At 70.5% G+C, this 21,594-nt stretch carries 22 protein-coding genes and 1 riboswitch; of the genes, 20 read left to right on the top strand and 2 right to left on the bottom strand.

Annotated elements, in window-relative coordinates:
* Window positions 1–109: 109 nt before the first annotated feature.
* The 16 genes from CLT68_RS22305 to CLT68_RS22230 all read left to right on the top strand — a co-directional run bounded on the left by CLT68_RS22305 (window position 110) and on the right by CLT68_RS22230 (window position 13,921).
* Window positions 110–856, top strand: coding sequence for an SAM-dependent methyltransferase (locus tag CLT68_RS22305; RefSeq protein ID WP_099853684.1), 747 nt, complete (start codon window positions 110–112; stop codon window positions 854–856).
* A gap of 72 nt (window positions 857–928) precedes the next feature.
* Window positions 929–2,101 (top strand): PP2C family protein-serine/threonine phosphatase, encoded by a 1,173-nt coding sequence (locus CLT68_RS22300; protein WP_099853682.1) that lies wholly within the window; start codon window positions 929–931, stop codon window positions 2,099–2,101.
* 56 nt (window positions 2,102–2,157) lie between these two features.
* Window positions 2,158–2,622, top strand: coding sequence for a MarR family winged helix-turn-helix transcriptional regulator (locus CLT68_RS22295; RefSeq protein ID WP_088951761.1), 465 nt, complete (start codon window positions 2,158–2,160; stop codon window positions 2,620–2,622).
* A gap of 292 nt (window positions 2,623–2,914) precedes the next feature.
* Window positions 2,915–3,547: a cardiolipin synthase ClsA gene (clsA, locus tag CLT68_RS22290; RefSeq protein WP_099853680.1), complete on the top strand. Its 633-nt coding sequence runs from the start codon at window positions 2,915–2,917 to the stop codon at window positions 3,545–3,547.
* Window positions 3,544–4,488: a DUF881 domain-containing protein gene (locus CLT68_RS22285; protein ID WP_099853678.1), complete on the top strand. Its 945-nt coding sequence runs from the start codon at window positions 3,544–3,546 to the stop codon at window positions 4,486–4,488. The genes clsA and CLT68_RS22285 overlap by 4 nt, the downstream gene beginning before the upstream one ends.
* Complete coding sequence (locus CLT68_RS22280) at window positions 4,485–4,817, top strand: small basic family protein (protein WP_030327710.1); 333 nt, start codon at window positions 4,485–4,487, stop codon at window positions 4,815–4,817. Before CLT68_RS22285 ends, CLT68_RS22280 begins: the two co-directional genes overlap by 4 nt.
* A gap of 11 nt (window positions 4,818–4,828) precedes the next feature.
* Window positions 4,829–5,842, top strand: a complete 1,014-nt coding sequence (locus CLT68_RS22275; protein ID WP_099853676.1) for a DUF881 domain-containing protein — start codon at window positions 4,829–4,831, stop codon at window positions 5,840–5,842.
* 60 nt (window positions 5,843–5,902) lie between these two features.
* The gene (gene gcvH / locus CLT68_RS22270) at window positions 5,903–6,283 is read left to right on the top strand and encodes a glycine cleavage system protein GcvH (protein ID WP_088948243.1); all 381 of its coding nucleotides are present in this window, start codon (window positions 5,903–5,905) and stop codon (window positions 6,281–6,283) included.
* Between the two features lie 214 nt (window positions 6,284–6,497).
* Window positions 6,498–6,950 (top strand): oxoglutarate dehydrogenase inhibitor Odhl, encoded by a 453-nt coding sequence (gene odhI / locus CLT68_RS22265; RefSeq protein ID WP_007071101.1) that lies wholly within the window; start codon window positions 6,498–6,500, stop codon window positions 6,948–6,950.
* 50 nt (window positions 6,951–7,000) lie between these two features.
* A complete protein-coding gene (ftsR, locus tag CLT68_RS22260; RefSeq protein ID WP_172862197.1) occupies window positions 7,001–7,702 on the top strand; it encodes a transcriptional regulator FtsR in 702 nt (233 codons plus the stop codon).
* A gap of 184 nt (window positions 7,703–7,886) precedes the next feature.
* A complete protein-coding gene (locus CLT68_RS22255) occupies window positions 7,887–8,351 on the top strand; it encodes a bifunctional nuclease family protein (protein ID WP_088951760.1) in 465 nt (154 codons plus the stop codon).
* 196 nt (window positions 8,352–8,547) lie between these two features.
* Entirely contained in the window at window positions 8,548–9,144 is a 597-nt protein-coding gene (locus tag CLT68_RS22250; protein ID WP_099853674.1) for a MerR family transcriptional regulator, read from the top strand.
* Between the two features lie 267 nt (window positions 9,145–9,411).
* Complete coding sequence (locus tag CLT68_RS22245; protein WP_088948240.1) at window positions 9,412–9,810, top strand: group I truncated hemoglobin; 399 nt, start codon at window positions 9,412–9,414, stop codon at window positions 9,808–9,810.
* Window positions 9,811–9,812: 2 nt separating this feature from the next.
* Complete coding sequence (locus CLT68_RS22240; protein WP_099853672.1) at window positions 9,813–10,994, top strand: globin domain-containing protein; 1,182 nt, start codon at window positions 9,813–9,815, stop codon at window positions 10,992–10,994.
* A 52-nt stretch (window positions 10,995–11,046) separates the two neighbouring features.
* Entirely contained in the window at window positions 11,047–11,742 is a 696-nt protein-coding gene (locus CLT68_RS22235) for a DivIVA domain-containing protein (RefSeq protein WP_088948238.1), read from the top strand.
* 592 nt (window positions 11,743–12,334) lie between these two features.
* The gene (locus CLT68_RS22230; RefSeq protein ID WP_158240916.1) at window positions 12,335–13,921 is read left to right on the top strand and encodes a substrate-binding domain-containing protein; all 1,587 of its coding nucleotides are present in this window, start codon (window positions 12,335–12,337) and stop codon (window positions 13,919–13,921) included.
* Between the two features lie 26 nt (window positions 13,922–13,947).
* Here the strand turns inward: CLT68_RS22230 and CLT68_RS22225 are convergent, their stop codons facing one another.
* Window positions 13,948–14,604 carry an NAD(P)H-binding protein gene (locus tag CLT68_RS22225; RefSeq protein ID WP_099853668.1) on the bottom strand — a complete coding sequence of 219 codons (657 nt, stop codon included), beginning with the start codon at window positions 14,602–14,604 and terminating at the stop codon, window positions 13,948–13,950.
* Between the two features lie 153 nt (window positions 14,605–14,757).
* On the opposite strand from CLT68_RS22225, the gene CLT68_RS22220 reads away from it, so the two are divergent.
* The 3 genes from CLT68_RS22220 to gcvP all read left to right on the top strand — a co-directional run bounded on the left by CLT68_RS22220 (window position 14,758) and on the right by gcvP (window position 19,809).
* Window positions 14,758–15,825: a MerR family transcriptional regulator gene (locus CLT68_RS22220; RefSeq protein WP_199177259.1), complete on the top strand. Its 1,068-nt coding sequence runs from the start codon at window positions 14,758–14,760 to the stop codon at window positions 15,823–15,825.
* A gap of 67 nt (window positions 15,826–15,892) precedes the next feature.
* A complete protein-coding gene (locus tag CLT68_RS22215; RefSeq protein ID WP_099853664.1) occupies window positions 15,893–16,741 on the top strand; it encodes an NAD-dependent protein deacetylase in 849 nt (282 codons plus the stop codon).
* A 72-nt stretch (window positions 16,742–16,813) separates the two neighbouring features.
* A riboswitch (glycine riboswitch) is annotated at window positions 16,814–16,912 on the top strand.
* 74 nt (window positions 16,913–16,986) lie between these two features.
* Window positions 16,987–19,809: an aminomethyl-transferring glycine dehydrogenase gene (gene gcvP, locus CLT68_RS22210; protein ID WP_099853662.1), complete on the top strand. Its 2,823-nt coding sequence runs from the start codon at window positions 16,987–16,989 to the stop codon at window positions 19,807–19,809.
* Between the two features lie 149 nt (window positions 19,810–19,958).
* Here gcvP and CLT68_RS22205 read toward each other — a convergent pair whose 3' ends face one another.
* On the bottom strand, window positions 19,959–20,159 hold the full coding sequence (locus CLT68_RS22205; protein ID WP_007460326.1) for a DUF5999 family protein: 201 nt from the start codon (window positions 20,157–20,159) through the stop codon (window positions 19,959–19,961).
* A 124-nt stretch (window positions 20,160–20,283) separates the two neighbouring features.
* Here CLT68_RS22205 and CLT68_RS22200 point away from each other — a divergent pair, with 124 nt between their 5' ends.
* Window positions 20,284–21,588, top strand: a complete 1,305-nt coding sequence (locus CLT68_RS22200; protein ID WP_099853660.1) for a chorismate-binding protein — start codon at window positions 20,284–20,286, stop codon at window positions 21,586–21,588.
* Window positions 21,589–21,594 lie beyond the last annotated feature (6 nt).

The raw sequence follows: 21,594 nt of genomic DNA, 5'->3' as shown, positions 1-21,594 counted from the left end.
TCTCTCTCGCGGCCAGTATCGCGGGCCCGGGCGCCTCCGCGTCGCGATACCGCCGACAGCGTCCCGGTCGGTACGCTGGCGACGAGCGGTCGGGGAGGGGGAGTCATCGATGGGTGAACCAGACCAGCCGAGCACGGCACGCATGATCGACTTCTGGCTCGGCGGGGAGCATCACTTCCCGGTCGACGTGGCCGCCGCGAACGCTTTCGAGCAGGCGTACGGGCCGTGCGCGCCGGTGTTCCGGGAGCTGCGGGCGTTCCTGGGTCGGGCCGTGCGGGCGATGGCCGAGCAGGGCGTGGACGGGTTCCTGGTGTTCGGCGCGGGGGTGCCCACGATGGGCAACGTGCACGAGGTCGCCACCGACGCGACAGTGCTCTACACCGACGTCGACCCGGTCACCATCCGGCTGGGGCAGAGCATCCTCGCGGGCAGCGACCGGGCCGGCTACGGCTTCGGCGACGCGACCGACATCGGCACTATCGACCCGGCGCAGCTGCACCGGTTCGTCCCGGGCTGGGGTCGACGGCCGGTCGGGGTGGTCTTTCTCGGGCTCGCCGCGTTCCTCGACGACGACACGCTGACCCGCACGCTCGACGAGCTGTACGCCGCCGCCGCGCCGGGCAGCCTGCTCGCCGTGGACTTCGACACCGAGGAGCTGGCGGGTCACCCGCAGGCGCTGGCGATGATGGGGCCGCAGTTCCGGATGCGTCCACCGGCGGCGTTCGCGCCGCTGCTGGGTCGCTGGGTGCCGACGGCGGACGGGATCGTCCCGGTCGCCCAGTGGCGGCCGGAGGGTCCGCCGACGCAGGTGCCGGACGCGTTCCACGGCGTGCTCGCGGCCCGGGACGGCGACTGACCGCGCCGGTTTGGTCGTCCGGGGGCGTCCGTATGATGCTTGCCCTGTAGCAAGCTTCTGGAGAGGACGAGCATGGTTGACGTGCCGGACGTGGTGTCGCGCGCACTGCGCGACGCCCCGCCCGACCAACTGGCGGAGGCGGCGGACCGGGTGATCCGGTCGACGATGGGCGCGCTGCGCACCGACGTGTTCGTCGCCGACTACCGGATCAGTGGGCTCTGGCCGCTGCTGGATCCGGATCTGCCGGCGGCGGGCTTCCTGGCCTGTCACACCGTGGCTCAGCGGTGTTTCAGCAGCCAGCAACCGGTGCGCGACGGCGATGGCCCGTGCCGGCTCTACCTGCCGTTGACGGTGTGGGGGGAACGGCTGGGTGTGCTGCTGATCGAGCTTCCCGACGTGGCCAACCCGGCCGTCACGGGCCGGGCGACGGACATCGCCGGCGCCCTGGCGGTGGCGATGCGTGCGGCGGACCGGGAGACCGACCGTTACCGGCGGGCGCGCCGCCGCGAGCGAATGACGATGGCCGCCGAGATGCAGTGGGATCTGTTGCCGGGCCGCAGTGTGGCGCACCACGCGTTCGATCTGGCCGGTCAACTCGAACCTGCGTACACGGTGGGTGGGGACCACTTCGACTGGTCCCTGGACGGCGACCGCCTGACTGTGACGGTGCTCAACGGCGAGGGCAACGGTCTGACCGCGTCGATGCTGACCTCGGTCACGGTCAACGCGATGCGCAACGCGCGCCGCTCCGGCGGGGGCCTGGTGGAGCAGGCCGAGCTGGCCTCGGACACCGTCTTCTACCAACACCGGGGTCGCCGGTACGTGGCCACCCTGCTGCTGGAGGTGGACACCCGCACGGGTCAGGTACGGGCGGTCGATGCCGGTTCCCCGCACATGCTGCGGGTGCGGGGGTCCTTGGTGGAGCCGGTGAAGCTGGATCAGCAGCTGCCGCTGGGCATGTTCGCGGAAACCCGTTACGAGCTGCAGGAGTTGCAACTCGCCCCGGGTGACCGCCTCTTCGTGGTCAGCGACGGGGTGTGGGCCGCCGAGCCGGCGGGTCGGGAACCGTACGGGGACCGGGCGATGGCGCGTTCCCTGCGCGCCACGCGGTTGCAGCCAGCGGCCGAAGCGGTTGGTACGGTGATGCGCGAACTGCACGCCTACCACGCGGATTCCGATCTGCGCGACGACGCCGTCGTGGTCTGTCTGGACTGGCATGGTCCGCGTGGGCGGAGCGGCGGGTGAGGGTGGCCGCCGCTCGGCTGGGCGGTCAGCAGCGCGACGACGGCAGGGGACATCGGGTGGAGCGACCTGCGGATCTCGCCGCGGCGATCGACGCGGCTGCCGAGACACTGATCGCCGTTCTCGACTCTGCCGCGTCGCGGCACCAGGTGCCGCCGACCCAGTTGCGGGTGCTGGCGTTGATCAGCAGCCGGCAGGAGACAAACGTCAACGGGTTGGCGGAGCTGCTGGACGTGGTGCCGTCGTCGGCGAGTCGCCTCTGTGACCGGCTGGAGGCGACCGGGCTGTTGCGTCGGGTGGCGGATCCACGCGACCGGCGTGAGGTGCGACTGGTGCCGACCGCGGCGGCGCTGACCCTGCTGGGGGAGTTGGCCGAGCGGCGGCAGCGGGCGGTGCAGGCGGTGTTGGATCGGATGCCGGCGCGGATGCAGCACGACCTGTTGCTGGCGTTGCTCGCGTTCGGCCGGGCGGCGACGCAGTCGGTGCCCGAGCAGCAGACCGATCCCGCAGCGCAGACGGCATGAGCACGCCCCGCCTTCCACTAGTATCCTAGGACGCCGTACGCGTGGTGATCCACGCCACAGAGCGGCAGAGCCGCACCCGGACGCCACACGGCGGCACCCGGGACGCTGGGGCAGGCCCGATATAGTGACAGCGCACTTACCCGGCCCGCGATCATCGAGATCGCGGGCCGCATCAGGGGAGGGCCCCGCCCGGGGCCGCAGGGGGAGCCGGCGGTGGCCGGCCCGACAGCGCGTACGACCCTCAGCCACGCTCGATGTCGGCTCGGGGCCCACGTGCCGTGGAGGAGGATCGGTGTCGCGTCGGCCGGCTCGGGCAGAGCAACCGCCGGACACCGGTGACCAGACTCCCGGCAACCAGGTGCTCACCCTGCCCAACCTGATCAGCTTCGGGCGGCTGCTGGGCGTGCCGCTCTTCCTCTACCTGTTCCTGGTCGAGCGGGCCGACGTGGCGGCGATCATCGTGCTGGCCATCGGCGGCACCACCGACTGGGTCGACGGTTGGATCGCCCGCCGACTGCACCAGGTGAGCCGGCTCGGTGAGCTGCTCGACCCCCTGGCCGATCGGCTCTACATCCTCGCCACCCTGCTCGCCTTCACCGCGCGGGAGGTGGTGCCGTGGCAGTTCACGGCGGCGCTGTTGGCCCGTGAGCTGCTCCTGCTCGCCTCGCTGGCGGTGTTGCGCCGCTACGGCTACGGGCCGCCGCCGGTGCACTACGTGGGCAAGACCGCCACGTTCCTGCTGCTCGCGGCGTTCCCGGTGCTGCTGTTGGCCACCGAGTGGAGCGCGGCGTCAACGGCGATGGCCGCGATCGGCTGGGGGCTGGCCTGGTGGGGGCTGGTGCTCTACTGGGTGGCCGGTGGGATGTACGTCGTGCAGGCGGCTCGTCTGGTGCGCGCGGCGCGCGGGCCGGGAGCGGCGGCGTGAGCGCGCCGGAGCCGGGCAAGCCCCGCCAGGACCGGGTGTACGCGCCGGATTTCCTCACCGAACTGTTTCGCAACCCCCTGGACCCGGGCTACGCGGACGCGGCGGCCGCCCGTCAGCGGTCGGCGTCCACCGGGCGCGCCGCGGGATGGCGGGCCTGGCCGACGCGGTCGGTCAGTCTGGTCGTGCTGGTGATGCTCGGCTTCCTGTTCGCGGTCGCGTACCGGCAGACGATGGCGGACGAGCCGGGGCGCAGCCAGGCCCGTTCCGGCCTGGTGGCGCAGATCAAGGAACGGGAGAGCCAGACCGACCGGTTGTCCACGCGTGCGGATCAGCTGCGCGAGGAGGTCAGCCGGCAGCGTGACGCGGCGTTGAGCGGGTCGGCCGCCGCCCGGTTGCGGGACATGGAGGCGAGCACGGGGCTGGGTCGGGTGCGCGGTGACGGTGTCGTGGTGCGGTTGGCGGATGCTCCGGACAAGGCCGACGTGGTGACCGGTGCTGGCGCTGGGCCGTCGCGGGTGCTCTACAGCGATCTGCAGGGGGTGGCGAACGCGTTGTGGAGTGCCGGCGCGGAGGCGGTCTCCATCAACGGGCAGCGGTTGACGTCGACGTCGACGATCCGGTCGGCGGGTGAGGCGATGCTGGTGGATTTCCGGCCGGTGACCGGGCCGTACGAGGTGTCGGCGATCGGGCCGGGTTCGATGCGGCGCAAGTTCGAGGACAGTCGTAACGCGGCGTTGATGCGGGAGGTCGCGCAGAAGACCGGGTTGTCGTTCGGGGTGCGGGAGGCGGATGACCTCACCCTGCCGGCGGCTCCGGAGCCGCAGCTACGCTACGCCAAGCCGTCGGTCAGTCCGAGCCCTTCCGCGTCGGGTGTCCGTTCCGGCAGTCCTGGGTCGTCTGGTCCGACGACGACCGTTAGCCCCTCCGGAGGTGGCCGATGATCGCGGTGCTGGCGTTGCTCGCCGGTGTGGTGCTCGGTGTGTGGCTTGATCCCACGGTGCCGGCGGCGTTGCAGCCGTACCTGCCGATCGCGGTGGTGGCCGCGTTGGACGCGGTGTTCGGTGGGGTGCGGGCGAGGTTGGACCGCATCTTCGACGACAAGCAGTTCGTGGTGTCGTTCATCTCCAACGTGCTGGTCGCTGGTCTGATCGTGTATCTGGGTGACCAGTTGGGGGTGGGCGGGCAGTTGTCCACCGGTGTGGTGGTGGTGCTGGGTGTGCGCATCTTCGGCAACGTGGCGGCGATCCGCCGGCACCTGTTCCGGGCGTAGGTTGGGTTGCGATGAGTGACGAGCAGACCGACACGGGGACGGGGTGGCCGCAGCCTGCGGGTCCGGCGCGGCCGGGTGGGCCGGCGGGTGAGCCGGATCCTCGTCCGGACGCGCCGGATCCGGACGAGTTGAGCCCGTTGGCGCCGCAGGGGCCGGCGGAGCGCGAGCCGGTCGATGAGCCGGCGGTGGAGGATGAGCCGGCGGTGGAGCCGGTCGACGACGGTGCGACGGTGGACCTGAGCGCGGTGCCGCGGTCGGGGGAGCCGGTTGCGGGTTCCGACGGGTTGGGTGAGCCGGTTGGTGAGTCGGCGGCGCCGGCGGCGGGTCGGTCCCGGTGGAGTACGGCCGGGGTGATGATCGCCGCGTTGTTGGCGTTGCTGGGTTTCACGTTGGTGGTGCAGTTGAAGACGACGTCGACGGATCCGACGCTGGGTGCGACGCGCCAGGAGGACCTGGTCCGGATCCTGTCGGATCTGGATGCGCGGGAGAACCGTCTTCAGCAGGACATCCGGGCTCTGGAGGACAGTCAGCGGCAGTTGCAGTCGGGTGAGCAGGGGCGTCAGGCGGCGTTGGACGAGGCGACGCGGCGGGCGGACGAGTTGGGCATCCTGGCGGGCACGTTGCCGGCGGTCGGGCCGGGGTTGACGGTGCGGTTCGACGCCGGTGCCAAGCCGATCTCGGCGAATCGGGTGCTGGACGCGGTGCAGGAGCTGCGGGGCGCTGGCGCGGAGGCGATGCAGATTTCCGGCGGTGACGGGGCGTCGGTGCGGATCATCGCGTCGACGTACTTCCTCGACGGGGACAACGGGTCGTTGGTGGTGGAGGGGCGTCGGTTGACGGCGCCGTTCACGATCACGGTGATCGGTGATCCGGCGACGATGCGCACGGCGTTGAACATTCCTGGTGGGGTGGTGGCGTCGGTCCGTGGTGTCGGCGGTAACGTGACGTTTGGGGAGCGTGAGGTTGCCGAGGTTTCGGCGCTGCACGTGCCGATCAAGTTGGAACACGCCCGTCCGGTCTCCTGACCGGCGCGGCCGCGCCGGATCCGGGTGGTCCGGGGCACCGATGGATGAAGGACGCGTCTGGTGATTCCCGAGGATCTGCGATACACCGCCGAGCATGAGTGGGTGGCGGGTGACGGCACGGGTTCGATCCGGGTCGGCATCACGCACTTCGCGCAGGACGCGCTGGGTGACATCGTGTACGTGCAGTTGCCCGAGGCGGGTGCGGTGGTCGCGGCCGGTGACTCGTTGGGTGAGATCGAGTCGACCAAGAGCGTGTCGGAGATCTACGCCCCGGTCGCTGGTACGGTCGCTTCCCGCAATGAGGCGTTGGGTGACACGCCGGAGCTGATCAACACTGATCCGTACGGTGAGGGTTGGTTGGTGGAGATCACGCCGAATGATCCGACCGCGACGGACGGGTTGCTCACGGCCGGCGCGTATCAGAAGATCACCGAAGGCTGAGTGTGCTTGATCCGGCGCGTGGGTTGTCTGCGCGCGTCCGGTTGCCCTGCATTTCGGCGCTGGCTAGGCTCGCCCAGTCGACCGAGAACCCAATAGTTGAGCGTTGCGGAATTGCCTTCCCGGGCACGGGGAGCCAGCCGCCGGGTGTTCAAGTGCCCGGCGGCCAGACCCGCCATTACCCGACGCCGACCGAACAGATCCGTGAGGTGGTCCCATGACGCGGCCAGACGACGAGTTCCCCCCGCTCGACGTCACTTCGACGCTCAATCTCGGTTCGCTCGACGAAGTGCTGGAGGGTCCGGACACCGATGTGGTGCCGAGCCGGATGTCCGGTTCGTTGCCGCCGGGTATGGCGCTGCTGGTGGTTCGTCGAGGCCCGAATGCGGGTGCCCGGTTCTTGTTGGACCACGATGTGACGACCAGTGGCCGGCATCCGGACAGTGACATCTTCCTCGATGACGTGACGGTGTCGCGTCGGCACGCGGAGTTCCACCGTGACGGTGGCACGTTCACGGTGCGGGACGTGGGTAGTTTGAACGGCACGTATGTGAATCGTGAGCGCGTCGAGGCGGCCACGTTGAGTAATGGTGATGAGGTTCAGATCGGTAAGTTCCGGGTCGTGTTCATCGCCGGTCCGCGCCCGGAGGAGGAGGCCGGCCGGGGGTGAACGAGCCTGCGGCCTCCACGTCACCCGGTGCGGCCCGGTCTCAGCCGCTGATGAGCATCGGTGAGGTGCTCGGGCAGTTGCGGGTGGATTTCCCGGACACCACGATTTCGAAGCTGCGGTTTCTTGAGGCTGAGGGTCTGGTCGAGCCGCAGCGGACGGCTGCGGGTTACCGGAAGTACAGCTGGGACGATGTGGCGCGGTTGCGGTTCGTGTTGACCGCGCAGCGGGACAAGTACCTGCCGTTGCGGGTGATCCGTGAGCAGTTGGCGCAGTGGGATTCGTCCGGTGAGCAGCCGGGGCGGTCGCGGCCGGCGTTGGTGGCGGTTGGTCCTGATGGTGCTGTGCCGGGCCGTGAGTTGGCGGAGCCGGCCGAGTCGTCGCAGGTGCGGCTCGGCCGGGCGGATCTCGTGGCGCGCAGTGGGATCGACGAGTCGACGTTGGTGGAGTTGGAGCGGCTCGGTGTGCTGGTGTCGGATCCGCCGGGGTGGTATGACGCGGACGCGTTGATCATCGCGTCGGCGGTGGCGGGGTTGGCGTCGTACGGGTTGGAGCCGCGGCATCTGCGGGGTTACCGGACTGCGGCTGACCGTGAGGTTGGTTTGTTCGCGCAGTTGGTGGCGCCGTTGGCGCGGCAGAGTGATCCGGCGGCGCGGGCGCGTGCGGCGGAGATGGCGCGGGAGTTGGTGGCGTTGTCGGAGCAGTTGCACGCGGCGTTGGTGCGGGTGGGTTTGCGGTCGACGTTGGGTCGGTGATGTGCCCGGTGGGTGGCGGCTGAGCGGAAAGATCTCTTCCGGGAAGCGTGCCGTAGGCTTGCCGGGGTAACCCCTTTCTGGCGCGGGCGTGGTGCTGTAGCGCATGGGACGGCCGTGTCGCGGTCCGTGTACCGTGCAGGGAAGGGCGCGGTGCGGCGTAGGTGACAACGACACGGAGGCGGCGGTGCGCGAGCTGAGCGTGGTCGGAGTTCGGGTGGAGCTGCCCAGCAACCAGCCGATCGTCCTGCTCAGGGAGGTCGAGGGTGACCGCTATCTGCCGATCTGGATCGGCGCGGTCGAGGCGACGGCTATCGCTTACGAGCAGCAGGGGGTCAAGCCGGCCCGGCCGTTGACTCACGATCTTCTGCGGGATGTGTTGGCGGCGTTGAAGGCGCCCTTGCAGGCGGTGGAGATCACCGAGCTCAAGGAGAACGTGTTCTACGCGGATCTGTTGATCGGTGATGGGGTGCGGGTGTCGGCGCGGCCGAGCGATTCGATCGCGTTGGCGTTGCGTGTCGGTGCGCCGATTCGTTGTTCGGAGCAGGTCCTCAGCGAGGCGGGGATCGTTATCCCTGACGAGCAGGAGGACGAGGTGGAGAAGTTCCGCGAGTTCCTGGAGCAGGTGCGTCCGGAGGATTTCGCGGGCTGATTGGGCCTGGGCTCTGCGCCTTGAGGTGTCACTGTGGGTGATGCTGCGGGCGGGTTGGTGATCTTTCTCGGTGGCTGCGCGGCGTGTCGCGTCGGTTCCTCCCTGGTAACCCCTGGCGGTGGCGTTAGGGTTGCCATGTCGAGGGGTGCGCGTCCCGGAAACGACGCGTCGCCACACTGACGGGGAGGTTGTCCGGATGCACGAGCCGCGGGATTCTGATCCGGGTGGACAGTTCGATGAGCCTGGTGCCTCGTCGCCTCATGGGGTGGCTGAGGGTGAGGGTTCGGTTGGCTACCGGGGTGTGACGGCCTGCCACGCGGTGGGCATCAGTTACCGGCAGTTGGATTACTGGGCGCGGACGACGCTGGTGGTGCCGAGCGTGCGGGACGCCTCGGGTTCGGGGACGCAGCGGTTGTATTCGTTCCGGGACCTGGTGGTGTTGAAGGTCGTGAAGCGGTTGTTGGACGCGGGGGTGTCCCTGCAGAACATCCGTAAGGCGATCGAGGCGTTGCGGTCGCGTGGTGTGGAGGATCTGGCCGGGATCACGCTGATCTCCGATGGGACGACGGTGTATGAGTGCCGTTCCCCGGAGGAGGTGGTCGACCTGTTGCAGGGTGGCCAGGGTGTCTTCGGGATCGCGATCGGTGGGGCTTTCAAGGAGATCCAGGGGTCGTTGTCGCATCTGCCGGCGGAGCCGGCGACGAGCGGCCCGGTGGAGCCGGCGGTGGCGTCCGAGTCGGATCCGGTCGGTGACGAGTTGGCGGCGCGGCGGGCGCGGCGGCGGGCTGGCTGAGCGCCGGGGGCGTTGGCGGGTTCCGGGTTTTTTCGGTTCGTTTTGTCGCGACCGTCGGTGACGGTGGGCGGGTTCGCCAGGCCCCGTTGTCTACTGTGGACACTGTGGGTGTCGTTGTGGTGGCTCCTTGTGGAGATACTCATCGGTAGTGGTGACGCAGCGTGTCTTCGTGTTGTCGGGAACCCGATAAGGGGGCACTGACCGGAGGCGGTTGACACGCTATGGTCCGACACGGTTCTGGCCCCTTCACCCCCCGGAGGAATGACCGTGACGGTTACCGAAGAGACCGCGCCCGCCTCGCACTACGACCGCATTGGCGGTGCCAGCGCGGTGAAGGCGGCCGTTGACCTGTTCTACGACAAGGTGCTCGTCGACCCGGAGTTGGCGGGTTACTTCTCCGATGTGGACATGGTGGGTCAGCGGCGGCATCTGACGTTGATGTTGACCACGGTGCTGGGTGGCCCTGACGAGTACGCCGGTCGTGGGTTGGCGGAGGCGCATCAGCCGTTGAACATCCCGGTGGAGCACTACGCGATGGTCGGTGGGCACCTGGTGGTGACGCTGACCGAGTTGGGTGTGCCGGCGGACATTCTGGCGGACGTGCAGACGGTGCTGGGGCAGGTGCAGGACCAGGTGGTGTCCCGCGGAAACCGGTCGGGCGTCTGAGCGTGGACGCGGCCCGACTCAAGCAGAGCTGGTCGGTGGTCGCCGGGCACGGTGATCAGGTGCCGCTCTACTTCTACTCGACGTTGTTCCTCGCTCATCCCGAGACGCGGCAGATGTTCCCCACGAACATGGCCGGGCAGCGGGATCGCCTGGTGACGGCGTTGGGTCACATCGTGTCGAACGTGGACCAGGTGGAGCACCTGGTGGGTTTCCTGCAGGACCTCGGTGCGGACCACCGCAAGTTCGCGGTCCGCGCGGAGCACTACCCGGCGGTCGGTGAGGCGCTGTTGGCGACGTTGCAGCATTTCCTCGCCGAGCAGTGGACCGACGAGTTGGCGTCGGACTGGGCGGCCGCGTACGGGTTGGTGGCCCAGGTGATGACGGAGGCCGCGCAGGCCGCCGAGGCGGTGAATCCGCCGTGGTGGGTGGCGGAGATCGTGGCCCACGAGCGGCGGGCGTTCGACGTGGCGGTGTTGACGGTGCGCCCGCAGTATCTGTTGCCGTTCACTCCGGGTCAGTCGATCGGGGTGTCGCATCCGGCGGTGCGGTCGTGGCGGTACTACTCGCCGGCGAACGCGCCGCGCGCGGACGGCACATTGGAGTTGCATGTGCGGGCCGCGCCGGGCGGGGCGGTGTCGTCCCGGTTGGTGTACGGGTCGGCGGTGGGGGATCGGATCCACCTGGCGGCGCCGGTGGGGGATCGGCTGGGGTTGTGGTCGGCGGGTTCCAGTGACCTTTTGTTGGTGGTCGCGGGGACGGGCTGGGCGCCGGTGAAGGCGTTGGTGGAGCAGGTCGCGGCGGAGGGTTCCCGCCGGCGGGTGGATCTCTACGTGGGGGCCCGTTCCCGCAGTGAGCTCTATGACAGCGAGGCGATCGACAAGTTGGCGTCGTCGTACCCGTGGTTGACGATGACCTACGTGGTGGGTGCCGACGTGCACCGGCCGGGGGAGTTCGTGCACGCGGTGGATCGGGCGTTGGCCGACGGTGACTGGCGTTCCCGGCACGTGTTCGTGTGCGGGTCCGACGAGATGGTTTCGCATGCGGTGCGGACGTTGGCCCAGGCGGGTTTCCACGCGGGTCAGGTGCACCACGAGGGCCTGGGCGCGCAGTGGTACGGCGCGGCCTGGCGCACGGCGGTGCAGGAGACGACCGCCGGTGACACTTCGGGAGGTGGGCTCAGGTGAGCGCGAGAGGTGAGCTTGCGGGTCCCGCAGTCGCGATCGGAGGGGCGGACAGGTGAGTGCGACCCCGATCAGTCGGTATGACGGGATGCAGGTTTCCGGTGGTGTGCAGGTGCGGATGACCGCCGACCGGGTTCGGCGGTGGGAGTTCGGTGCCGCGTCGTTCGCCCGGCGTGGTTACGACAACGCCGACGTGGACCGGTTCCGGATGCAGGTGGCCGACGAGTTGGACCTGTTGGCGACGCAGATCGCGACGTTACGGGCGGAGAACGAGCGGCTGACCGACCGGGTGGAGTTGCACCGGCACGGGGTGATCCCGAGTACGGGGGCGGCGGCGAAGGTCCCGGCGGCGCGGGAGGTGAATCTGCTGTCCGCGGCGCAGCGGGAGGCGGAGCAGATCATCGCGCAGGCGCATGACTATGCGCGGCGGGTCGCCGAGTACGCCCGGGTGCAGTACGAGAGTTACCTGCACGCCGCGGAGGCGGAGGCGAAGCAGGAGGCGGAACGGGCGGTGGCGGAGTACCGCAGCGCGGCGGGGCCGAGCTTCGACGACACGGTGGCCACCCGGGAGGCGTTGCGGATCTTCGGCGAGATGATGGTGTCGCACATGCAGGCGGCGGCGCGGCATCTCGACGATGGCAGTGAGCAGTTGGCCCGCACGATGGACCGGATCGCCGCGGAGACGCCGGGTGCACCCTTCGTGGGGGGCACGGCGGGCCAGTCGGCGTTGCCGCGGCACCAGCAGCGGTGACGCCGCCGGGGTGGGGTCCGCTTCTGCCGGACCTCACCCCGGCTCCGGTGTTGGTGGGAACGACGAACAGCCGAGTTCGAGGCGGGTCCGCGAGGGCATGAAGATCGAGGGAGCTGCTGTGGCGCTGCCCGGGTCTTTCAGAGCCGGGGCGTAGCCGGGGGCCGGTCGCCCACATCGCGCGCGCCGCTTGTCGTGGATCGACATAGACAGCATGACGCTATCTGTCAGAACCGACATAGACAGTTTGACGCTATCTGTTCAAATGCGAACAGGTGCAATTTTGGCGACCGCTTTCAGGCCCTTGCCACCTGTCAAGTAACTTTACGCGAAGATCAGTTACCGCTCGTTCAGGCGGCCGAAATTCGCGCGCGCGTATGCAACTGTGAGAGAAGACATGACTACCGATAGTGGTGGCAGGGATCGTTCGTCGGTGACTACCAATCGTCATGGCCAGCGTGGTGCGGAGTTGGGCGGGGTTGAGCCTCCGCAACGCCATCGTCGCCGGCCTCGGCTCCGGAAAAGATTTCTTGTGCTGACCTCTGTCGTTGTCGCGGGACTGGTAGTCGCCGCCACGACGAATTACGCGGGGATCATGGACAAGCTGTCACCGGGCTCGTCCTGCGGGAAGGGCGCGGAGTCCCTGCGCGTCGTCGTGGCCCCCGAGATTGTGCCTGCGGTGGCAGCGGCGGTGGGAAAGATGGGTGATGTCTGCGGTGCGGTGGATGTCGTCGGGGAAGATCCGGCGATCACGGCACAGAAGGGTGCGCCGGAAGGGCTGCAGGTGTGGATCCCGTCGTCTCGCATCTGGCTGGACAGCGTCGACCCGGACCGGCGTGTCTACCCCATCCACGACGACTCCCTGGCACGGTCTCCTGTGGTTCTTGCTGCGCCCGCGGGTGTGGCTGGTTCGCCGTGGGCCCGATCCGGCTTTTCGTGGGCGACGTTGTTGAGCGGTGTCGTGGGAGGGTCGGTCAAGCTCAGCATGGGTGACCCCACCCGGGACACCGCCGGTCTGCTGTCTTTCGTGGCGGTGCAGGCCGCCTCGGCCGTGCCTGGAACCGAGGCCGGCGTGGGGAAGCTTCGGGCCCTCGCGCTGCGCAGCAGGCTGCTCGACGCGGACGCGTCGGCCGGTGAGTTGCTACGTGTCGCCGCCGAGCAGGGCGGCGACAGAAAGGCCCTTGCCGGCCTCGGGATGTTCCCGGTGCTCGAGCAGCAGCTCTGGAAGCACAACGATGGCCGCGACAATCCAGTGCTGAACCTGTATGCCACCGACATCGCGGTCGAGGCTGACTACCCCGTGGCGATCGCAGGTCAGTCCACCGCCACTGCCGTGCAGCGCCGGCTGCTCACCCAGTTCATTGGGGCTCTGCGATCGGTGGACACCAGCAACGCCCTGGTGGCCGCAGGTTTTCGCCTCACCGGTTTCGGGGGGCCGTCGCCTCGGGTCGGCGTACCCAAGGGTCTGCCCTTGAAGATCGCCGAGCCGACGGCGGTCGCAGACGTGAGCTTGGGCCTGGAAGCGGTCGAATGGTCCCGCTACCTACCGGAACGCTTTCAGGTGCTCGTGGTCGTCGACCGTTCAGGCTCCATGGCCGCTCCCGTGGCCGTGGGGCCGGGTCGCACCGAGACCAAGGCGACGCTGCTTCGGTCCTTCGGCGCTGTCGCCGCGCAGACGTTCACCAATGACACGGAACTCGGATTGTGGTTCTTTGGCACGCCAACTGCGAAAAGCCCGTCAACCGAGGTGGTTGTTCCCCTGGGGCCCATCACCGGCACCGTGAAGAGCGGAACGCGTCGCGAAGCCGTCGGCCGAAAGATTGCGGCATACACTCCTGTTCCTGATGGCGGAACGCCGCTATATCAGGCGGTGCTCGACGCCGTGGGATATATGCAAACCAAGATCAGGCCAGATCGCCGGGCGATCGTCGTCGTCTTGACCGACGGTCGAGACGGAAACTCATCCCATGCCATGGACAAGGCGCAATTCCTCAAACAGCTCACCCAGAGCCAACCCCCGGTGCCGGTGTTCTCGATCGGCATCGGCGAAAGCGCGGACCTGGACACGTTGCGCGCGGTCGCCGAGACAACCGGCGGCCGGGCCGAGGCCGCGCAGAACCCCAAAGATCTTGCCGCTGCGATGGCGAACATCTTCCTGGCAGCGGCCGGAGCAGGCGACTAGCGGCCCGGGGTGGGCGGCGCTGTCCCTCAGGCCTGGGCGGCCTGGACGGCGTCGGCGATCGGGGTGGGCCCGTCGACGAGTTCCAGGGTCGCACCGGCGGTGCCGGGTGTGTCCAGCAGTGCGGCGAGGACCAGGGCGACGTCGGCGCGGCTGATCGCGCCACGGCCGGCGTGCCGGGTGAGGGTGACCCGCCCGGTGGGCTCGTTGTCGGTGAGCTGGCCGGGTCGCAGCACCGTCCAGGCCAGGTCGCGGCCGCGCAGGTCGTCCTCGGCGGCGCGTTTCGCCCTCAGGTACGCCGCCCACACGTCGTCGGTGCCGGCGGCCGGTGGGTCGTCCACGCCCATGGAGGAGACCAGCAGGTAGCGGTGGACACCGGCGCGGGTGGCGGCGTCGGCGAGCAGCGCGGCGGCCCCCCGGTCGACGCTGTCCTTGCGGGCGGCGCCGCTGCCGGGGCCGGCGCCCGCGGCGAAGATCACCGCGTCGGCGCGGTCGAGGTGCGCGGCGACCTCGGTGACGTCGGCGTGTTCCAGGTCGCAGACGACGGGGGTGGCGCCGGCGGCGCGCAGCGTCGCGGCCTGCTCGGGGTTGCGGATCAGACCCACCGGGGTGTCACCGCGCCCAGCGAGGTGACGTTGCAGCAGTAGGGCGATCTTGCCGTGACCTCCGGCGATGACGACTCGCATACGACCAAACTACCGCCGGTGCCTCCAGCACGCGCGGCACAAGGCGTCTCAACCCGATGCGCGCGGCCGGGTCCGGGTCTTGACGTTGACCTTTGGTCAAGGCCCAGTCTGGTGCCTGTCGGTCGCCGTGACCGGCACGAGGAGGAAGCCGACGTGGGGCTGCTGACCATCGGGGCGTTCGCCCAGGCGGCGGGACTGACACCGAAGGCCCTGCGCCTGTACGACCAGGTGGGGGTGCTGCTGCCGGCGGCGGTCGATCCCGAGTCCGGGTACCGGCTCTACGACCCGGACCAGGTGCCGCTGGCCCGGCTGGTCGCCCAGCTGCGTCGCATCGGCATGCCGCTGGCCATGATCCGCACCGTGTGTGGGTTGGCGCCCGCGGCGGCGGCTGAGGCGATCACCGCGTACTGGCGGCAGGTCACCGCGGACACCGCGGCGCGCGCCCGGCTCGCCACCATCCTCGTGGATCATCTGTCCGGAGGGAGCACCACCGTGTCATCACCGAACCCCACCCTTGCCGTCCGTTACGCCTCCGACTGTGAGACCGGTGCCGTGCGCGACAGCAACGAGGACGCCGCGTACGCCAGCCAGCGGTTGCTCGCCGTCGCCGACGGCATGCGAGGGGCCGGTGGCGCGGACGCGAGCGCTGCCGCCATCGACGCCCTCAGGCCGCTGGAGCTCACGGACGCGCCGGCCGTGGAGCTGCTGACGATGCTCGCCGGGGCGGTCGCCGACGCCGACCGTGCGGTGCGCGGGTTGGCGACCGACGATCATCAGCCGGTCACCACGCTGACCGCGTTGCTGCGCAGCGGCTCCCAACTGGCCCTCGTGCACGTCGGTGACACCCGGGCGTACCTGTTGCGCGACGGTGAGCTGTCGCTGTTGACGCAGGACCACACGTGGGTGCGGGCCCAGGTGGATCAGGGTCGCCTCGACCCCGTTGAGGCCGCCACGCATCCGCAGCGGGCGATGCTGGTGCGTGCCCTCGGCGCCGGTCCGCAGGTCGAGGCGGATCTCGCGCTCCGTACGGCGCTGCCCGGTGACCGGTACCTGCTGTGCTCCGACGGGTTGTCCGCCGTCGTCGACCGGGCCGATCTGTGCGCGGTGCTGGGCGCGGCCACCGATCCCGAGCAGACGGTGCGGGGGTTGATCGACTTGACGCGGGCCGAGGGTGCGCCGGACAACATCGCCTGCGTCGTCGCCGACATCGTGGCGGTGTAGACGTCGCGGCGCTGCCCGCCGGGGTGAGGGCTCGGCGTCGGCGGGTGCGCTGAGGCAGCATGGAGGGGTGACGGAGAGCTTCGACGCGTTGACCTCGCTGGTGGCCGGTGGTGGGGTGGTGGTGCTCAGCGGTGCGGGCCTGTCCACCGAGTCGGGCATCCCCGACTACCGGGGGCCCAGCGGGGTGGCCCGGCGGCACACCCCGATGACGTTCCAGGCGTTCACCCGTGACCCCCTCGCCCGGCGGCGCTACTGGGCGCGCAGCCACCTGGGATGGCGGTTGATCGCGGGCGCGGCGCCCAACGCCGGGCACCGGGCGGTCGCCGGGCTGCAACGGGCCGGGCTGGTCGACGCGGTGATCACCCAGAACGTCGACGGTCTGCACGGCGCGGCCGGCAGCACCTCGGTGATCGAGTTGCATGGTCGCCTCGACGAGGTGACCTGCCTGGACTGCGGCAACCTGACCTCCCGGGAGGAGCTGGACCGGCGGCTGCGCGAGGCCAACCCGGATTTCGTGGCCCGGGTCGCCGCGGTCAACCCGGACGGTGATGTGGATCTCCCCGACGAGCAGGTGGCGGCGTTCCGGCCGGTGGACTGCGGGATCTGCGGCACCGGCATGTTGAAGCCCGACGTGGTGTTCTTCGGCGAGACGGTGCCACCGCAGCGGGTGGCGCGCTGCTTCACGGCCGTGGAGCAGGCCCGGTCGTTGCTGGTGCTGGGGTCGTCGTTGACGGTGATGTCGGGGCGACGTTTCGTGATTCGGGCGGCGAAACAGGGCATCCCGGTGGCCATCGTCAACCAGGGTCCGACGCGGGGCGACGCACACGCCAGCGTGTGCGTCGACGCCCCGTTGGGTGCGCTGCTGCCGGAGCTGGCCGCCCGGGTCGCCGGCAACGCGGCGGCGGTCGGGGTCTGAACGGCGGGAACGGGGGCCGGGGGTAGGACATCTGCGGGAAACACCGGCGCTGGTAGCGTTGGGAGCGCCGGTAACACCCACGTGGGAGAGACCGCCCGACAGCACGCAGGGCGGCGCCGAAGGGGCAAATCCTCCCCGGAACCTCTCAGGCAAAAGGACCTCGTGGGCAGGCACTGTGGAGCGCCCCCATGGGGTGCGACAGAGGGGGAGGCCGACACGTCGACCTCGCCCCGGGAGTGCCTCCTATGACCGTAGAGCAGTTCGCCACCCGTCACATCGGTCCCGGCCCCGACGACGAGCGTCGGATGTTGGAGGTCGTCGGGCACGGCTCGATCGACGAGCTGATGGACGCCGCGATCCCCGAGGTGATCCGCTGGCACGGCACCCTCGACCTGCCGGACCCGGCCACCGAGGCCGAGACGATCGCCGAGCTGCGCGCCCTGGCGGCCCGCAACACCGTCGCCGTCTCCATGATCGGTCTGGGCTACCACGGCACGCACACCCCGGCGGTGATCCGCCGTAACGTGCTGGAGGACCCGGCCTGGTACACGGCGTACACGCCGTACCAGCCGGAGATCAGCCAGGGCCGCCTGGAGGCGCTGCTGAACTTCCAGACGATGGTCACCGACCTGACCGGCCTGGCCACCGCGAACGCCTCCATGCTCGACGAGGGCACCGCCGCGGCCGAGGCCATGACCCTCGCGCGGCGGGCCTCCAAGAGCAAGAGCCGGGTGTACGTGGTCGACGCCGACGCGTTGCCGCAGACCATCGCGGTCATCGCCAGTCGGGCCGAGCCGCTGGGCATCGAGGTGCGGGTCGTCGACGTCGAGCGCGACGAGGTGCCGGCGGAGTTCTTCGGCCTGCACCTGCAGTACCCGGGGGCGTCCGGGGCGGTCCGGGACCACAGCGCCCTCGTCGAGGCCGCACACGCCGCCGGGGCTCTCGTCACGGTCGCCGCGGACCTGTTGGCGTTGACGCTGCTGCGGGCACCGGGCGAGATCGGGGCGGACATCGCCGCCGGCACCACCCAGCGCTTCGGCGTACCGATGGGCTTCGGTGGGCCGCACGCCGGTTACCTGGCGGTACGCGCGGGCCTGGAGCGGATGCTGCCCGGGCGCCTGGTCGGGGTGTCGCGCGACGCGGACGGCAACCCGGCCTACCGGTTGGCGTTGCAGACCCGCGAGCAGCACATCCGGCGGGAGAAGGCGACCAGCAACATCTGCACCGCGCAGGTGCTGCTCGCCGTGATGGCCGGCATGTACGCCGTCTACCACGGCCCGGACGGGCTGCGTGACATCGCGGCGCGTACCCATCAGATGGCGGCGCGGCTCGCGGCCGGGCTGCGCGCCGGCGGCGTGGACGTCGCGGACGTCGCGTTCTTCGACACCGTCACGGTAAGCGTGCCGGGCGGCGCGGCGCGGGTCGTCGCGGCGGCCGCCGAGCGGGGCGTGAACCTGCGGCTGGTCGACGCCGACCGGGTGGGCGTGTCCTGCGACGAGACCACCACGCTCGCGCACCTGGCGCAGGTGTGGGCGGCGTTCGGGGTGCCCGCGTTCGACGGGGCGGTGGACGCGGCCCTGCCTGTCGACCTGGCCCGCACCAGTGACTTCCTCACCCACCCGGTGTTCCGCAGCCACCACTCCGAGACGGCGATGCTGCGCTACCTGCGCCGGCTGTCGGACTTCGACTACGCCCTGGACCGGGGCATGATCCCGCTCGGGTCGTGCACGATGAAGCTGAACGCGACCACCGAGATGGAGCCGATCAGCTGGGCGGAGTTCGCGCACATCCACCCGTTCGCGCCGGACGCGCAGACCGCCGGGTACCGGGAGATGATCGGCCAGCTGGAGTCGTGGCTGGCCGAGGTGACCGGCTACGACGCGGTCAGCGTGCAGCCCAACGCGGGCTCCCAGGGTGAGCTGGCCGGGTTGCTGGCGATCCGCTCCTACCACGCCTCGCGGGGTGAGTCGCACCGCGACGTGTGCCTGATTCCATCGTCGGCGCACGGCACGAACGCGGCGTCGGCGGTGATGGCCGGCATGCGGGTCGTCGTGGTGGCCTGCGACGACGACGGCAACGTCGACCTGGTCGACCTCGACGCGAAGATCGACAAGCACCGGGACGCGCTCGCTGGGATCATGGTGACGTACCCGTCGACGCACGGCGTGTACGAGACGGGCATCGCGTCGCTGTGCGCGAAGGTCCACGACGCCGGCGGTCAGGTGTACGTCGACGGGGCGAACCTCAACGCCCTGGTCGGGTTCGCGAAGCCGGGCAAGTTCGGCGCGGACGTGTCGCACCTGAACCTGCACAAGACGTTCTGCATTCCGCACGGCGGCGGTGGCCCCGGCGTGGGCCCGGTCGCGGTGCGCGCGCACCTGGCGCCGTTCCTGCCCGGTGACCCGCTGGGCGCGCACGCGGACTCCACGCCGGCGATCTCGGCGGCGAAGTACGGGTCGGCGGGGATCCTGCCGATCCCGTGGGCGTACCTGCGGATGATGGGCGCCGAGGGGCTGACCCGGGCGACCGGTGTGGCGGTCCTGGCGGCGAACTACGTGGCGGCGCGTCTGCGGGGACACTTCCCGGTGCTGTACGCCGGCAACAAGGGCCTGGTGGCGCACGAGTGCATCCTCGACCTGCGGCCGTTGACGAAGGCGACCGGGGTGAGCGTCGACGACGTGGCGAAGCGGCTGATCGACTACGGCTTCCACGCGCCGACGATGTCGTTCCCGGTGGCGGGGACGCTGATGGTGGAGCCGACCGAGAGCGAGGACCTGGCCGAGCTGGACCGGTTCTGCGACGCGATGATCGCGATCCGGGCGGAGATCGAGCAGGTGGGTTCGGGGCAGTGGCCGGCGGCCGACAACCCCCTGGCCAACGCGCCGCACACCGCGGCGATGGTCAGCGGTGACGAGTGGCCGCACCCGTACCCGCGGTCGGTGGGCGCGTACCCGGCCGGGGTGGACCGGGCCGGGAAGTACTGGCCGCCGGTGCGGCGTATCGACGGCGCGTACGGCGACCGGAACCTGGTCTGCTCGTGCCCGTCGCCGGAGGCGTTCGAGGACTGACAACCCCGGGGCGTTCGAGGACGAACGACGGCGAGCCGGGGCGGGCGGTGTTGGCCGCCCCGGCAGCCGCTGCGACCTGGGCTCGGTGTCCCTTACCGGGGGGACCAGCCCGGGTCGACGGCGGCTATTCGGTGACTCTGAGTGGTCGATCAGGCGACGAGGGCGTGACGGGCGGGGCCGCGGTGCGGTGCGATGCTGCTGCCGTCGGGGAGCAGCTCGCCGGTGTCCTCGAAGACGATGACACCATTGCAGAGCAGGCTCCAGCCCTGCTCACGGAAGCAAGCGAGGACTCGCGCGGCTTCCCGATCGGTGGCTTCAGCAGAGGGGCAGGTCGGTTGGTGCTGGCACATCGGGTTCTCCGGACTGTGGGGGCACTGTGTCATGGTTCACATGACCCAGTGACGCACAGTACCAAGCGAAAGTGTCCAGCATCGAGCAGGTGCCCACCTGGCGCACCGGAAATCCACTGAACGGATGAGGAAGGTCGGACCGTACGGCGTGGAAACGCTCCCACAGGTTGGTGCCGCGGGCAGCGGCTCAGCTGCGTTGGCCGCGGGCAGCGGCTCAAGTGCGTTGGCCGCGGGCAGCGGCTCAGCTCAGTTGGCCGCCGGCAGCGGCCCGACCGCGTTGGTCGATGTGCCGGCGGCGCCGGCCGCGTGCCGAGGCGCCCTGACCGAACGCGCCCGACTGCAGTGGCGCCTCAGTGACGGCGGCGACCCCGCCGCACTCGCCGAGGAGTTCCTCGCCGCGCACGGCCTGCCACTGCACGACCTCACCCGACCCGCCGCCCGCCAGCACGACTCCGGGGTCTGCGGGGCGGCGCTCTACCTGTCCGCCGCGGCCGGGGCCCACCTGGCCGGCGCACCCGGCGCGGCGCCCGAGCCCGCGCCGACCCTGCCCGACCTGGCCGTCGTCGTCTACGACCACCGCCCCACCCGGGCCACCCCACCGGGCGCCCCGCCGTCGCCGTGGTGGCTCGGCGAGTGGACCGAGAGCTGGACGCCGCGGCAACACGCCGACGCCGTCGACCAGGTCCGCGCCGCCATCGGCCGCGGCGACGTCTACCAGACCAACCTCGTCGGGCACGCCGCCGCCCGCTACACCGGCGACCCCCTGCCCGCCCTCAGCCGCCTCGGCGCGCTCCCCGGCGCCCGCTACGGCGGCGTCCTCACCGGCGACGGCTGGGCCATCGGCTGCGCCTCCCCGGAAACCCTCATCGAGGTCACCGACGGACACCTGATCACCCGACCCATCAAGGGCACCCGCCCGGCCACCGCCACCGGCCGCGCCGAACTCCTCGCCAGCGCCAAGGAACGCGCCGAACACGTCATGATCGTCGACCTGGAACGCAACGACCTCGCCCGCATCGCCCGCACCGGCACCGTCACCGTCGACGACCTGTTCACCGTCCGCCGCTGGTGCGACCTGTGGCAGGCCGAGTCGACAGTCCGCGCCGCAGCCGCTGACGGCCTCGGCCTCGCCGACCTGCTGCGCGCCACCTGCCCCGGCGGGTCCGTCACCGGCGCGCCCAAACGCGCCGCCCTCACCCAGATCGCCGCCCTCGAACCCGTCGGCCGCGGCGCCAGCATGGGCGCGCTGGGCTGGGTCGCCCCCGGCCGCGTCGACCTCGGCCTGACCATCCGTACCGCCGCCGCCGACGGCCAGCACCTGCACACCTGGGCAGGCGGCGGCATCACCTGGGACAGCGACGCGTCCGCGGAGGTCGCCGAGGCCGCCGCGAAGACAGCCCCGATCCGCGCCACCCTGGCCGGGCGGTGACCCCAC

It is taken from the genome of Micromonospora sp. CNZ299 (assembly GCF_002754415.1).
The sequence above is the reverse complement of the archived record's forward strand: the minus strand, read 5'-3'. Positions and strand labels throughout refer to the sequence as shown.

Excerpts from the sequence above, each read along its gene's own strand:
- CLT68_RS22305 (WP_099853684.1), top strand. The coding sequence starts at position 110 with ATGGGTGAACCAGACCAGCCGAGCACGGCACGCATGATCGACTTCTGG.
- CLT68_RS22300 (WP_099853682.1), top strand. The coding sequence starts at position 929 with ATGGTTGACGTGCCGGACGTGGTGTCGCGCGCACTGCGCGACGCCCCG.
- CLT68_RS22280 (WP_030327710.1), top strand. The coding sequence starts at position 4,485 with ATGATCGCGGTGCTGGCGTTGCTCGCCGGTGTGGTGCTCGGTGTGTGG.
- CLT68_RS22275 (WP_099853676.1), top strand. The coding sequence starts at position 4,829 with ATGAGTGACGAGCAGACCGACACGGGGACGGGGTGGCCGCAGCCTGCG.
- odhI (WP_007071101.1), top strand. The coding sequence starts at position 6,498 with ATGACGCGGCCAGACGACGAGTTCCCCCCGCTCGACGTCACTTCGACG.
- ftsR (WP_172862197.1), top strand. The coding sequence starts at position 7,001 with ATGAGCATCGGTGAGGTGCTCGGGCAGTTGCGGGTGGATTTCCCGGAC.
- CLT68_RS22250 (WP_099853674.1), top strand. The coding sequence starts at position 8,548 with ATGCACGAGCCGCGGGATTCTGATCCGGGTGGACAGTTCGATGAGCCT.
- CLT68_RS22230 (WP_158240916.1), top strand. The coding sequence starts at position 12,335 with ATGGACAAGCTGTCACCGGGCTCGTCCTGCGGGAAGGGCGCGGAGTCC.
- CLT68_RS22225 (WP_099853668.1), bottom strand. The coding sequence starts at position 14,604 with ATGCGAGTCGTCATCGCCGGAGGTCACGGCAAGATCGCCCTACTGCTG.
- gcvP (WP_099853662.1), top strand. The coding sequence starts at position 16,987 with ATGACCGTAGAGCAGTTCGCCACCCGTCACATCGGTCCCGGCCCCGAC.
- CLT68_RS22205 (WP_007460326.1), bottom strand. The coding sequence starts at position 20,159 with ATGTGCCAGCACCAACCGACCTGCCCCTCTGCTGAAGCCACCGATCGG.
- CLT68_RS22200 (WP_099853660.1), top strand. The coding sequence starts at position 20,284 with ATGAGGAAGGTCGGACCGTACGGCGTGGAAACGCTCCCACAGGTTGGT.